Raw genomic sequence first — 13,882 nt, 5'->3', positions numbered from 1 at the left:
TATTTCAAACCTACTTTGTTCATACTCGTCATATAGACATAAATATCCAGCAAATCATGTAAGGATTGAAATGATCATTACCCACAACATAGCATGCACGTTTCCAAGGAGTGTAGATAATGAAACAGCCTTTCACGTATATAGGTAAAGATATAAAGCGCATTGATCTTGCAGAAAAAGCACAAGGAAAGGTTCGTTATACGGACGATACCAATATTGCTGGCATGCTCCATGCTAAATTGCACACAAGTACAGAAGCACATGCCAACATAACGGAAATCGATATTTCTAAAGCATGGGAAATAGCTGGAGTGCACGCAATTATCACAGGGGAAGATTTTCCCTTTCCAGTCGGACCTATGCTTGCAGACCGACCTCCACTAGCAATAGAAAAGACCCGTTATTATGGCGAACCGATTGCCATCGTCGTAGCTGACACAGAACAACAGGCAAAACGAGCTGCGGAACAAATACAGGTCACTTATGAACCACTACCAATCATTCAATCACCCAGGGAAGCGATGAAAAAAGATGCCATAACGATTCACGAAAACTTAGGTAGTTACAAAGTTCAAGTGGAAGGCGTTCATGCTGTACCTGGTACGAACATTGCTAATCATACCAAAATACGAAAAGGGGATATCGAACAAGGCTGGCAGCAGAGTGAAGTCATGGTAGAATCGTCATTTTCTTTTTCACCGGCAGATCACGCTGCTCTAGAACCACGAGTTGCTCGGGTCGAGATTTTGCCGAATGGAAAAGTAATGGTAACAACATCCACACAGGGACCATTTTACGTAAAAAAATTGCTGAGTGAATTTTTTCAAATTGATGCGGGAAATATCATGGTACACACACCGTTTGTTGGCGGTGCATTTGGCGGAAAAGGGACTGTACAGCTTGAATTTCTTGCTTATTTAGCATCGAGAGCGACAGGTGGTAAATTAGTTCGTATTGCCAATAGTCGTGAAGAAGACATGGTTACTTCGCCCGTTCATATTGGTTTAGAAGCAACGGTTAAACTGGGTGCCCGTTCAGATGGTACATTAACTGCTGCTCACTATGAATTTCTATTTGATGGTGGCGCATACTCGGATATGGGGGCCGGAATGAGTAAAGCTGCAGCAGTGGACTGTACAGGTCCATATAAACTCGAGCATGTCTCATGTGATTCGTATTGTATGTATACGAATCATCCATATGCTACTTCATTCAGAGGCTTTGGCCATCCAGAATTAACCTTTGTTATGGAACGAATGATGGATTTACTAGCAAAGAAGCTAAACCTGGATCCCATTCAACTAAGACTAAACAATCTTATAAAGCCTGGTGACACGACTCCTACACAGGTCCATTTAAATGCTAGCAATATCGGGGATGTTAGGGCGTGTTTGCAACAAGTTAAGAAATCTATCCAATGGGATGAAGGCCAGAGAACAAAAACAACTGATGGGAAAATACGAACAAAGGGTGTAGCCGCGTTTTGGAAAACGTCCAGTACACCATCTAATGCAACTGCTGGTGTGTTGCTTACTTTTAACACGGACGGAAGCGTCAATCTGAATTGTGCAGCAGTTGAAATTGGCCAAGGTACTAAAACAGTGTTAGCACAAATTTTAGCAGAGAAATTACAATTAGATATGAATAAAATTCATGTAACTATTGAAGTCAATACCATGTATGATCCACATCAATGGAAGACAGTTGCTAGTAGTACGACCTATTTAGCAGGACGCGCAGTCATAGCCGCAGCAGACGATGCCATCAGACAATTATTGCAGATTGGCTCAGTTGCTTTGAAATGCCTACCAGATGATTTAGCTGTTGGCAATGGGCGAATTTACTTACGAGATAGTCCAGAATATTTTATTCCTATAAAGGATGTTGCCACTGGTTATAAATATCCAAATGGTAATACTGTTGGTGGCTTAATCATTGGGAAAGGCTCACATGTTGTAAGACATTTAACACCGATAGATCCTGAAACAGGATTTGGTAAGCCGGGGCCTCAATGGACTGTTGGTGCACAGGCCGTTGAAGTCGAATATGACCCAACTGATTGTACGTATCGAATTTTACAGGCCGCAACGGCACTAGATGCGGGAAAAGTGATTAACCCAATTGCAGCACGAAGCCAAATGCGTGGTGGTATGTATTTAGGCTTAAGCTGGGCAAGTAGAGAAACCTTTGTATTTGATGATCAAGGCAAGGTATTAAACCCTCAGTTTCGGACCTATGATACACTTCGCCTAAGTGAAATACCAACATACAAAGTTGACTTTATCGAAACGCCATTAATTGATGGACCATATGGCGCGAGGGGAATAGGTGAATATGGCGTAATCGGCATGGCTGGTGCATTGGCAAACAGTCTTTCCCATGCTGCGGATGCTGAATTAACAGAATTACCACTCATTCCCGAATTAATATGGAAAACAATTAAAGGAGAAGTATGATGATTTCATTTGACCTACAATATTTTCAACCAAACACAATAGAGGATGCCATCAACATCTACGAGCAATTTATTTCAGAAAATAAAAAACCAATTTATGCATCTGGCGGGACAGAAATTATATCTCGTGCTCGACGAAATGAGGTACAACCAGATGCGATTATCGATTTAAAAAACATCCCCGGATTTCATAAATGTGAGCATAAAGCAGGTAAACTTCAAATTGGATCTGCAGTTACACTTAATCATGCAGCTACTCACAGTAATTTTCCTTTATTAAAAACGGTTATTCAATCCATAGCTACACAAACGGCAAGGAATAAAATTACCATTGGAGGTAATTTAGCTAGTTCCCTGCCATATCGAGAAGCAGTATTGCCACTGTTACTCACAGATAGCACCATTGTCCTTGCTACCCCAAAAGGCGCTATCACTAAAAATATCCATGATGTTTTTCCATTTAATGAACATCTCAAGGAGCTCGAGTTGATGATGGAGGTTCATCTGGATTCCAAGCTTATCAAACATCCTCATTTTTGGATTAAAAAGACGAAACAATCACAAATAAACTACCCGATTGTTTCAGTAGCTGCGATGCACATCGACAATGAAATTCGTATTGCTACAAGCGGATTAACTGCTAATCCATTACGTATGAAACAGTTAGAGAAGGATATATTACAAGCGGTCGAGATAGAAGACTGCTTAGATCAAATAGAAAGCTATCTCCCGTCACCCATTATAGATGACATGATAGCTCAATCGGACTATCGTCTGTTTCTTTTTAAACAAATCATAAAAGATATCGCAATCAACTGGAAGGGGGCATCTTAAATGAATCATCTTCCCCAAACGATTCAAGTACAGATTAATGGACAAGTGAAAACACTAATGGTTCGCCAAGCTGAATTATTTTTGGACACATTAAGAAATGCTGGTCTTACTGGAGCAAAACCAGGATGCAAAAACGGTGACTGTGGCTCATGTACCATTTTAGTGGATCATATACCAATTCAGGCTTGCCAATTATTTTCTATGGAAGTAATGGATAAAAATATTATGACCATTGAAGGGCTTATTGATCAAACAGTACAAAAAGCATTTGAAGAAAAGTGGGCATTACAATGTGGATATTGTACACCAGGTTATATTTTGAATGCGTATGCCTTACTTCAGCATCATCCAAATGCAGATGAGGAAACAATGAAACAATGGCTGGATTCAAATATTTGTCGCTGTACCGGTTATCAGGAAATCATAGATGCTGTCACATTATTAATCGATCGGAATGAATATCATGAACACCATTCATGATTTATTACAAGTACTAAAAAATAAAAATGATTCCTTCGTCTTGGCTACGATTATACATGTGGACGGTTCTGCCTATCGTAAAGAGGGAGCTGCTATGCTGTTTTCTAATCGCGGAAAGCAATACGGTCTGATTAGTGGTGGTTGCTTAGAAACGGATCTGGCATATCAAGCGAGCAGCATGCTGCAGTCGGCTCAAGCTAATCCTGAAATATGTATATATGATTTGCAAGCAGAAGACGATTTAACATGGGGAAGAGGAGCGGGTTGTAATGGTAAGGTACATATTTTATTAGAAAAAATAGATGAAAAACTAAAAAAGCAATTATTATCTGTTAAAAAACAGCTTGATAGGGGACAGCCTGTCATTATTATGACTAAGCTCGTTCACAATCGTCCAACAGTTAGACGTACTTTTATCCCTGTTGATTCATCGCAGATAGGACAAAGGATCAACACCCAGCTATCTGTAGCCAAACAATCTTCCCAAGATCTTGATCTATTTATTCAGCAAGTGATGCCTAATCCTCGCTTAATTATTTTTGGAGCAGGTCTAGATGCAGAACCGCTGGCCAATATCGCGTCCACCGTTGGATTTTCAGTTACAATACTAGATTGGCGTGAAAACAGACTAAAACAAACGAATTTCCCTCATGCAAAATTGGTGTTTTTACCTAATGGAAACGAACTTTCAAAATCGATATCCTTATTACCTACAGATTTTGTCGTTCTTATGAGTCATCATTTCCAAAAAGACAGAGAACTGCTTCAAACGTTAATTAACTGGGGGAAATGTCGTTATATCGGTGTGTTAGGACCAAGAAAAAGAACTGAAAGACTTCATAATGGAAAAGCATTACCACCATATATACATGCTCCAGTCGGAATGAATATTAAAGCGGAAGGACCTGCGGAAATTGCAATTAGTATGGTTGCTGAAATGATTCAAATACAACGCCAACAACATAAAAAATGGGAGGTGCCATGTGAAACGACCTTATATCGTGGGCATATACCTCGCGGCTGGGAGCAGCAGACGATTTGGAAGTAATAAACTTTCAACTTTATGGAATAATAAACCACTTGGACAATACGGGCTGGATGTAGCAATCCATTCTAAGCTAGACCATGTAATTGTTGTTGGCAGGGAAGAAAGTGCAATGGATTGGCTTCCGCGAAGCAGTGCGGCATGGGAATTGATATACTGTAAAAATACGTCTTTTGGTCAAGCGTATTCTATTCGCTGCGGCTTGTTACAGGCTATGGAAAAAAGCGCAGATGCAATTATTATTTTGCTTGCAGATCAGCCTTTCCTTACAACAGAAATAATTGACAAAATAATCAATACCTATCTTCAACAATCAACCAAACGAACGATTTATTTTGTTGCGGCCAGCTGTAATCAAATGATTCAGCCACCCGTATTGTTTCACGCAAATTTGTTTAACCACCTTTTACATTTAACTGGAGACAGTGGGGCAAAATCTTTAATTCAAGCATATGAACAGCAGGGAGTCATATTAGATTTTGATAAAAAGGAATCCTTTATGGATATCGATACCAAGGAGGATTGGTATCAAATGGAACAACGTCAGAATAAGAATGACATGTATTAATAAGAAGCATGTTACTGTTCAAATGCTGTCTGCTGTATGAACTGTAACTGTTCACCTGCTTGTTCGAGTGCATGCTGTAACTCCTTTATTTGTTGCATTTCTCCTTTAGGTAATCCGTAAAGCCATCCATGAGCATCCTGTTTCAGTAGTTGAAACTGCTGCATCGCATTGGCAAGTGCTTGTTCAATGGTAACCAATTGCTCCCATTCTGGATGGCTCGTTTGCATTTGTTGTATCGTTTGTGCTGCTACTTTCAATGCTTGCTCCATTTGTTTGATATAGAGTAAAGACTGTTGTTGTTCGGAACCTTTAAATTCATGGCTTTCCGTCTTTGTCATGTCATCCACCTGTTTTTGCATTTGTTGCTGTTTCGCATACTTTTGTTCCACGGTTAATTTCTTCTTCAATTTTATCTCTCCTTATATTCAACTACTTTCAGATATATTTATTCTTTGTTGACAATACCTTATGTATACATTTATCTTCCGTTTTACCGATTATTATGATAATGTGTTTTTAACATTTTATGTTTTATAACGGGAGGCTTTCAATTGAATCATATACAAGAACCATTTGGCACAAATGAAAAAGGTCACTTGACGATTGGTGGCAAAGATGCAGTTGAATTAGCGAATACATATCAAACACCTTTATTCGTTTATGATGTTGCACGCATCCGGGAAAATTGCCGTGCGTTTATGCATACCTTTCAAAAAAGGGGTGTTAAATTTCAAGTCGCCTATGCAAGTAAAGCTTTTTCATCCATTGCAATCCTGCAGGTGATGAAGCAAGAAGGTTTATCAATTGATGTAGTTTCTTCTGGCGAGCTCTATACAGCGCTTCAGGCAGATTTTCCGCCTGAAAAAATCCATTACCATGGCAATAATAAGAGCATCGATGAGCTGGAAATGGCTGTTGAACATCAGATTGGTTGTATCGTGATTGATAATTTTTTGGAAATTGAACAACTTGGGGAAATATTGGAGCGTAAACAGCAGCAAATGGATGTATTAATTCGAGTCACACCAGGTATCGAGTCTGAAACGCATCGCTATATTATGACTGGTAATGAAGATTCTAAATTTGGATTTGATGTAAAGAATGGACAAGCTGAAAAAGCCTTTCAGCAATTGAAAGATCACAAGTATATGAAATTTAAAGGCTTACATTGTCATCTTGGTTCACAGCTTTTTGATACAAATAGTTATACGACGGCAATCGATGTGCTATTTCATGCATTGGCAAACTGGAAGGAAAGCTATCATTACACACCGGAAATTATAAATGTGGGTGGCGGATTCGGTATTCGTTATACGGATACAGACAAGCCGATTCCTTTAGAGATGCATGTTGATGCCATCGTAACAAAAGTAAAGGAAAATGCCGGAAAATGGGGTATACCAATGCCTGAAATTTGGATTGAACCTGGGCGTTCCATTGTTGGGGATGCATGTACGACTTTATATACTATTGGTGCTTCTAAGCAAATACCTGATGTTCGTCAGTATCTTGCAGTGGACGGGGGGATGACCGATAATCTGCGGCCGGCCCTGTATCAAGCACAATATCACGCAGTTTTGGCAAATAAAGCAGCTGCGCCGATTGATTCAACAGTATCCATTGCAGGTAAGTGCTGTGAATCTGGTGATATGCTTATTTGGGATTTGCCACTTGCTTCTGCAGAGCAAGGTGATATTTTAGCAGTTTTTGCGACAGGTGCCTATGGTTATTCCATGGCTAATAATTATAATCGTTTTCCTCGCCCAGCAGTTGTATTTGTAGAAAACGGGCAAGATCAATTGGTGATAAAACGGGAATCACTAGAGGATATTATCCAACATGATTTATCCTACGAGGGTTAGTTAGCTGTGTATCAAAACAAGCTCTAAATCAACCGTTCCATTTATGTTTCTTTTAAAATAAGCGTATAAGTGGTAAGATAATAAAGAATTTGTATGTAAACTTATCAGATGAAGGAGATATGAACATGTCTAAAACTGGATATATTGTAATGGAAAATGGTAATAGAATTGACTTTGAACTGTATCCTGATGCAGCACCAGGTACAGTAGCTAATTTTGAAAAACTAGCAAATGAAAACTTCTATGATGGATTGACATTCCACCGTGTTATTCCTGGATTTGTTAGTCAGGGTGGTTGTCCAAATGGAACAGGTACTGGTTCTGCAGGTTATACCATTAAATGTGAAACGGAAGGAAATCCACATGAACATGTAGAAGGTACACTTTCTATGGCACATGCTGGAAAGGATACTGGAAGCTGTCAATTCTTCATTGTCCATGAACCGCAACCACATTTAAATGGAGTTCATACAGTATTCGGGAAAGTAACATCAGGCATGGAGCATGTTAAAGCAATGCAAAATGGAGATGTTATGAAGGAATTGAAGGTTGTATCCGAATCCTAAGACGCATAACATGTGAATAATTAAATGACATTTGAAATGTTACTGATTCTGCTATTCATCGTTGCACCAATTTGTACCTTTCTCCATGAAGGTGGTCATATGATTGGTGCCATTATTTGTAGAGCAGAAACAATAAAACTGACCATTGGAAGTGGGAAAAAATTATTTACTCGCAGTTTCGGGAAAATTACAATGGATGTTAGACTTTATTTTTTTATTTCTGGGCAAACGGAGAGTAAGCGGGCAAGTAGCTATAAACAAAAAGAAGCAGCAATCATTTCATTATGCGGTCCGCTTTGCAACTTAATTATGGTTGCAGTCAGCTTATTGACTTATCGTTATTATCCATCTGATTTTATCCTGCTATTCCTTTTTTATAATAGTTGGTTAGGGATTGTTAACTTAATCCCTTTTAAAATAAAAAGTAAATTATCTGATGGATACATTGTTTTGCGAGCAATTCAAAAGAATAGACAAATCTAATCTATAATGGATATGTATGATTTGCCGATCATTTGTCCATATTGTAAGAAAGCAGTAAAATGAATAGGTTACTTTTTTACTGTAAAGTCTGGCATTTTATTAAAAGTTGACAAATCACATAAAATACGTCATAACTATATATAATATGCATTCCGTTCACTCCATGGCAGTTAAGTTTTTACTAATGAGGGGTATTTATGCTAATTCGTTATAAGAAAAACCAAGAAAAGATCGCAATGGGGTTGCTTTCTTTTATGCCGGAAGAAAAGGATATTAAAAGACTGCAACAAACAATAAAGGAATATGAAACAAATCCCAACTGGCATCTTTATCTTTGGAAAGAAGAGGATGTTCTAGGTGCAATTGGATTGAAGATAGAGGATGACATTAATGCTGTCATCCAACATATATCTGTCAATCCATCCTATCGGAACATGGGAATCGGCAAAAAAATGGTTCGAAAAATCATGGAAATGTATCAGGGGAAATACGCAGTATGCGCAGATGAACTAACCCAGCAATTTTTTAATAAATGTGATGACCCAATGCCAGAGCAGGTTCAAGATAACGAGCGTGAGAATGAATGAATAAAAATCCAGCCCCACATCGGGCTGGATTTTTATTCCCATTCGATAGAGTGAAACTTCAATCAGTGGGGGGTTTTGCACTTTCCCCACTAATTGTTAGTTTGAACGAATTAGGCCTTTACTGGCTGTTGATCCCCCACTTCCCATTCTTGTTATCAACAATAATTCTTGAAGCAGGGGACTTACAGCCATTTAATCCGTTATAAAGAACTGTTCTCATCGTGGTTTTATGAGCTGATCATATTAGAACCAGGCAGCACCAACAATGATCAGAAGAATGAACAGTACTACGATTAACGCGAAGCCTCCACCGTAACCATAATTAGCTCCCATTTGAATTCCTCCTTTACCTTCTTAACATAAATGTTTTATGGTAACATTTATCTTACGTTAATAACTTATGAAAGAAACATGCAGATGGTATGGGCGGATGTGACAGAATAGCTTATTTTCTTGAAGAAGAAAGGACGTTCCCTTATGAATGATGGCTATCAGGTGAAATTAGATTCATTTGAAGGACCACTTGATTTACTGCTTCATCTCATTAATCGTTATGAAATTGATATTTATGATATTCCGGTTGCAGAGATTACAGAACAGTATATGCAATATATCCATACAATGAAACGGCTTGAACTGAATATAGCGAGTGAATATTTAGTGATGGCTGCTACCTTGATTGCCATCAAAAGTCAAATGCTCTTACCCAAACAACAGCTTCCAGATGAAGAAGAATATATGGAAGATCCTCGTGAAGAATTAATGAATCGGTTAATTGAATATCGCAAATATAAAAATGCTGCCGAACAATTAAAAGAAAAAGAAACCAACGCAAACCAAATATTTACACGACCACCAGTTATATTTAAGGAATTAGAGAAGCAAGTTCCTATTATGCCTGGTGAATTATCCATTTATGACATGCTAGGTGCACTCGGTAAAATGTTGGAAAGAAAAAAATGGACTGCGCCATTAGAAACAAAAGTACATCGTGCGGAAATTCCAATTGAACAGCGTATGGAAGAAGTACTAATGCAAGTTCAACAAACCAAAGATGGGATATTATTTGATGAATTATTCACTTATCCTTCCAAATCCAATATGGTTGTAACGTTCATCGCTATACTGGAGCTAATGAAAAAACAACAAATTTATTGTCGGCAAACAAAGCATTTTGAAGCCTTGTATATCCATGCTAAATAAAGCTAGCCAACCATACATATATCGGAATAGGAGGCGCACATTTGGAGATTAAAAATTTAAAAGCAATTACAGAAGGTCTGCTTTTTGCAAGTGGGGATGAAGGTATTACGATAAAGCAACTGAGAAAAATAATGGATATTAGCGAGGAATTAGCTGTCCACTTAATAAAAGAACTTCAATATGATTACGAACACGCTGAGCGCGGAATGATGATTATCAGGTCTCACGAAGTATATCACTTGACTACGAAGCCCGAGCATAGCAGTTATTTTAAAAAACTACTAGAAGCACCGCAATCATCCAGAATGTCACAGGCAGCATTAGAAACATTAGCAATCATTGCTTACAATCAACCAATTACTCGAAGTGAAATTGAAGATATTCGTGGTGTCAATAGTGATCGATCAGTGCAAACTTTAGTTGCTAGATCGCTCATTGAAGAAGCAGGACGAAAAGAGGGAATTGGCAGACCAATTTTATTTGCAACATCCAAAGAATTTCTTACTTATTTTGGTCTTAGTTCCATTGAAGAATTGCCACCATTACCTGAAGACCTGGATATGGACGAATTAGAAAAGGAAGCAGATTTATTTTTCAGTGAGATGGATGACGAAAATTAATCCATTCTTAATAATTGTATTCTAGTCACTCCATATTCACCGGTATAAGAATTATAAACAAATCGAGATATTTTTTTAATCCATGTCATAACCTAATGATATACATCATTGGTACAAGCTTTTATACAAAGGAGTAAAGGCATGGATCATTGGCTTATTGAAATTATGAATGCATATGGATATATGGGGATCATGTTTCTCATTGCTATAGAAAATATATTTCCACCTATACCATCAGAGGTTATTTTAACATTTGGTGGATTTATGACAACATTTACTGATGCGAAAATATGGTATGTCGTTATCGCTGCTACCTTAGGTTCAGTCGTTGGTGCCATTATTCTTTATATTGTGGGACTACAACTGGATATTCGACGATTGGAGATAATCGTTGATAAATGGGGACATATATTACGATTGACCAAATCAGATCTACATCAAGCCAACGCTTGGTTTGACAAGTTTGGTCCATGGACGATTTTCTTCTGTCGTTTTATTCCATTAATCCGCAGTATCATATCTATTCCCGCAGGTATGTCACATATGAATGTGATCGTATTTTTATTGTTTACGACCTTAGGCACGTTTCTTTGGAATATAGTGCTCGTAAGCTTAGGTGCCAAACTGGCTGGTTCCTGGGAAACGATTGTAATGTATATGGATATTTACGCAAATATCATTTATGTATTGCTCCTTATATTCGGATTGATTCTAATCGTATGGTTAATCCGTAGAAAAAGATGATTTTTTCTTCTAATGAAAATAGTAACCAATTTCCACCGCCTTTCTTCAGGAAGGGCATTTTTTGTGTTTACCGAAAAGCATAACGTTTGTTCAACTGCATAAACTGTATGGACAAACTTTTTTCGGGAGGAAGTCTTCATGCACAAACGCATCATTGCTTTTGTTCTTATATGTCTATTGGTGATAGCCGCTCAACCACTTCAGCCACAAGCTGCCCCAGCGGTATCTGCCCAACAAGCTGTACTTTTGGATGCGAAATCGGGAAGGGTGCTCTATGAAAAAGCAGCCCATGAAAAACGACCGATTGCGAGTATCACGAAGATCATGACCGCAATTTTGGCAATCGAATCTGGAAAAATGGATGATATGGTGACGACAAGCAGAAAGGCCATCTACACAGAGGGGTCTTCCATTTATTTAGAACAAGGGGAGAAAATGAAACTGGAAGATCTTATTTATGGGCTAATGCTTCGTTCCGGCAATGATGCTGCAATTGCCATTAGTGAACATGTTGCTGGTAGTGAAGAAGGCTTCGTTTATTTAATGAATGAAAAAGCGCGATGGCTTGGAATGACGAACACGAGCTTCGCGAATCCACATGGCTTAGATGAAGAAAATCATTATTCAACCGCTTACGATATGGCATTATTAATGCAATATGCCATGCAAAATAAGGTATTTTCAAAAGTATCCAATACCGAGATGTACCGTGCTAAAACGAGATCCTATAGCTGGTTAAATAAAAATAAACTATTAACCTCCTATTATAAATATTGTACCGGTGGAAAAACAGGCTTTACAAAAATATCTGGTCGTACGCTTGTTTCAACTGCTCATGTAGATGGTAAGGATTTAATCGCGGTAACACTGCGGGCTCCCGATGATTGGAATGATCATATCCAGTTATTTGAATATGGATTTCAAACATTAGAAGATCAAGCCTTAGAAGAAAAAGGACAAACCTCTGCTTCACCTTCAAAAGATACACAGTTGGACTCAAAAAATCAAATTCACACATGGAGAGAAGTCATACTGGAGGTTATGTCAAAAATAACTGGGGTGGATTTGCCATGGTCCATCTAATCTGGGCAGGAATGGCGATTGTCGGAATTGTATATGCGATGATGAATGGTACGATGAATGAAGTCAATATAGCCATACTTGAAAGTGCCCAGGAAGCTGTTACTTTATCAATTGGACTCATTAGCATTTTGGTATTTTGGCTTGGAATTATGAAAATAGCTGAGAAGGCTGGATTATTAAACAAACTCGGCAAGTTATTACGGCCAATCGTCGTTCGTCTATTTCCGGATTTACCAAAAAATGACCCAGCAATTGGTTATATTGTTTCATCTATTTCTGCTAATTTATTAGGACTGGGAAATGCAGCAACACCAATGGGGCTAAAAGCTATGGAACAAATGAAAAAACGAAGTAATTCTGATGAAGCATCACGTTCCATGATTACTTTTTTAGCATTGAACACCTCGGGACTAACTTTAATTCCTACTACTGTTATAGCAATCCGAATCCAACATCAATCAGTATTTCCAACAGAAATTGTTGTTGTTACCATTTTGGCAACTGCAATTTCCACGACAGGAGCGCTGTTGTTAGATCGATATTACTATCATCAGCATCGAAAAAAGGGGGGGTAAAATGGAAACCATCTCCCAAATGAGTACGTGGATTATTCCATGTATGCTTCTTGTCATCTTAGGAGCTGCCCTTTGGAAAAGACTTCCTGCTTATGAACTGTTTACAGAAGGAGGTAAAGAGGGGATTCAGATGGCATTTTCATTGCTTCCATTTTTAGTGGGAATGATCGTGTCTATCTCTATTTTACGTAGCTCAGGAGCACTTGAGGCTTTCACACAATTACTTTCTCCTATATTGGCATGGATTGGTATCCCACCAGAAATAATTCCCCTAGCACTTGTAAGACCAATCTCGGGAACAGCTGCACTTGGGGTGACAAATGAGCTAGTCGGTTCACATGGACCAGATTCATTCATTGGGCGATTAGCTTCTACTATGCAAGGGAGCACGGATACGACATTATACATTCTTACCATATACTTTGGTGCAGTCGGAATTAAGAGAATGAAATATGCATTAAAAGTCGGGTTGCTCGCAGATTTAATTGGAATTATGGCATCTATCATTATCGTAACCCTCGTATTTGGTTAATGAACCACATAAAAAGCTTTTTCAATTTGATTAAGAACTCTAAAGGAACCGCTGTGACTATCTCATTTAGCAACCTCTACATGTGTAGAGGTTTTTTTATGTTACAGATATCATTTCCCAAACCCTAAATGATTAAAAAACATCTTGATTGTGTTATACTCATATCGGGAATAATAGCTGTACATGATGTTTGTCGAACTGCTCATGCTAATTGATATAATGAACCTGAATCGTTAGATATTAAA

General features: G+C 38.3%; 17 protein-coding genes. 15 read left to right on the top strand and 2 right to left on the bottom strand.

Translation table 11 applies throughout. The features are described 5' to 3' along the window. The first annotated feature begins 119 nt into the window (after nt 1-119). Genes DX933_RS11080 through DX933_RS11060 form a run of 5 tightly spaced genes read left to right on the top strand, consistent with a single transcriptional unit; the run spans nt 120 to nt 5,382 of the window. Nucleotides 120-2,456: a xanthine dehydrogenase family protein molybdopterin-binding subunit gene (locus DX933_RS11080; RefSeq protein ID WP_123316499.1), complete on the top strand. Its 2,337-nt coding sequence runs from the start codon at nt 120-122 to the stop codon at nt 2,454-2,456. Further along, nucleotides 2,456-3,289: an FAD binding domain-containing protein gene (locus DX933_RS11075; protein WP_190279500.1), complete on the top strand. Its 834-nt coding sequence runs from the start codon at nt 2,456-2,458 to the stop codon at nt 3,287-3,289. Before DX933_RS11080 ends, DX933_RS11075 begins: the two co-directional genes overlap by 1 nt. After that, entirely contained in the window at nt 3,290-3,769 is a 480-nt protein-coding gene (locus tag DX933_RS11070; RefSeq protein ID WP_123316497.1) for a (2Fe-2S)-binding protein, read from the top strand. After that, nucleotides 3,753-4,817, top strand: coding sequence for an XdhC family protein (locus tag DX933_RS11065; RefSeq protein ID WP_190279499.1), 1,065 nt, complete (start codon nt 3,753-3,755; stop codon nt 4,815-4,817). Before DX933_RS11070 ends, DX933_RS11065 begins: the two co-directional genes overlap by 17 nt. Continuing rightward, the gene (locus tag DX933_RS11060) at nt 4,753-5,382 is read left to right on the top strand and encodes a nucleotidyltransferase family protein (RefSeq protein WP_190279498.1); all 630 of its coding nucleotides are present in this window, start codon (nt 4,753-4,755) and stop codon (nt 5,380-5,382) included. The genes DX933_RS11065 and DX933_RS11060 overlap by 65 nt, the downstream gene beginning before the upstream one ends. An 11-nt stretch (nt 5,383-5,393) precedes the next feature. Here DX933_RS11060 and DX933_RS11055 read toward each other — a convergent pair whose 3' ends face one another. Continuing rightward, the gene (locus tag DX933_RS11055; protein ID WP_123316494.1) at nt 5,394-5,789 is read right to left on the bottom strand and encodes a hypothetical protein; all 396 of its coding nucleotides are present in this window, start codon (nt 5,787-5,789) and stop codon (nt 5,394-5,396) included. Between the two features lie 153 nt (nt 5,790-5,942). Between DX933_RS11055 and lysA the strand changes: the two genes are divergently transcribed. From lysA to DX933_RS11035, 4 genes are all read left to right on the top strand, one after another. After that, nucleotides 5,943-7,244 carry a diaminopimelate decarboxylase gene (lysA, locus tag DX933_RS11050; protein WP_123316733.1) on the top strand — a complete coding sequence of 434 codons (1,302 nt, stop codon included), beginning with the start codon at nt 5,943-5,945 and terminating at the stop codon, nt 7,242-7,244. 125 nt (nt 7,245-7,369) lie between these two features. Further along, on the top strand, nt 7,370-7,810 hold the full coding sequence (locus tag DX933_RS11045) for a peptidylprolyl isomerase (RefSeq protein ID WP_123316493.1): 441 nt from the start codon (nt 7,370-7,372) through the stop codon (nt 7,808-7,810). Between the two features lie 24 nt (nt 7,811-7,834). Next, nucleotides 7,835-8,293, top strand: coding sequence for a M50 family metallopeptidase (locus DX933_RS11040; RefSeq protein WP_123316492.1), 459 nt, complete (start codon nt 7,835-7,837; stop codon nt 8,291-8,293). A 197-nt stretch (nt 8,294-8,490) separates the two neighbouring features. Continuing rightward, on the top strand, nt 8,491-8,880 hold the full coding sequence (locus DX933_RS11035) for a GNAT family N-acetyltransferase (protein WP_123316491.1): 390 nt from the start codon (nt 8,491-8,493) through the stop codon (nt 8,878-8,880). Nucleotides 8,881-9,123: 243 nt separating this feature from the next. Here DX933_RS11035 and DX933_RS11030 read toward each other — a convergent pair whose 3' ends face one another. Next, nucleotides 9,124-9,213: a YjcZ family sporulation protein gene (locus DX933_RS11030; protein ID WP_123316490.1), complete on the bottom strand. Its 90-nt coding sequence runs from the start codon at nt 9,211-9,213 to the stop codon at nt 9,124-9,126. A gap of 144 nt (nt 9,214-9,357) precedes the next feature. Here DX933_RS11030 and DX933_RS11025 point away from each other — a divergent pair, with 144 nt between their 5' ends. The 6 genes from DX933_RS11025 to DX933_RS11000 all read left to right on the top strand — a co-directional run bounded on the left by DX933_RS11025 (nt 9,358) and on the right by DX933_RS11000 (nt 13,637). Beyond that, a complete protein-coding gene (locus tag DX933_RS11025) occupies nt 9,358-10,083 on the top strand; it encodes a segregation/condensation protein A (RefSeq protein WP_123316489.1) in 726 nt (241 codons plus the stop codon). A gap of 41 nt (nt 10,084-10,124) precedes the next feature. Beyond that, nucleotides 10,125-10,703: an SMC-Scp complex subunit ScpB gene (gene scpB / locus DX933_RS11020; protein ID WP_123316488.1), complete on the top strand. Its 579-nt coding sequence runs from the start codon at nt 10,125-10,127 to the stop codon at nt 10,701-10,703. Between the two features lie 141 nt (nt 10,704-10,844). Then, nucleotides 10,845-11,447: a DedA family protein gene (locus tag DX933_RS11015; RefSeq protein ID WP_123316487.1), complete on the top strand. Its 603-nt coding sequence runs from the start codon at nt 10,845-10,847 to the stop codon at nt 11,445-11,447. A 138-nt stretch (nt 11,448-11,585) separates the two neighbouring features. Further along, entirely contained in the window at nt 11,586-12,530 is a 945-nt protein-coding gene (locus DX933_RS11010) for a D-alanyl-D-alanine carboxypeptidase family protein (protein WP_123316486.1), read from the top strand. Beyond that, on the top strand, nt 12,518-13,105 hold the full coding sequence (locus DX933_RS11005; protein WP_123316485.1) for a nucleoside recognition domain-containing protein: 588 nt from the start codon (nt 12,518-12,520) through the stop codon (nt 13,103-13,105). The genes DX933_RS11010 and DX933_RS11005 overlap by 13 nt, the downstream gene beginning before the upstream one ends. Before the next feature lies 1 nt (nt 13,106). Beyond that, on the top strand, nt 13,107-13,637 hold the full coding sequence (locus tag DX933_RS11000) for a spore maturation protein (RefSeq protein ID WP_123316484.1): 531 nt from the start codon (nt 13,107-13,109) through the stop codon (nt 13,635-13,637). The last annotated feature ends 245 nt before the right edge of the window (nt 13,638-13,882 follow it).

The organism is Ornithinibacillus gellani (assembly GCF_003730295.1).
Lineage (GTDB): Bacteria > Bacillota > Bacilli > Bacillales > Amphibacillaceae > Ornithinibacillus_A > Ornithinibacillus_A gellani.
This window is presented reverse-complemented; position numbering and strand designations above follow the sequence as displayed.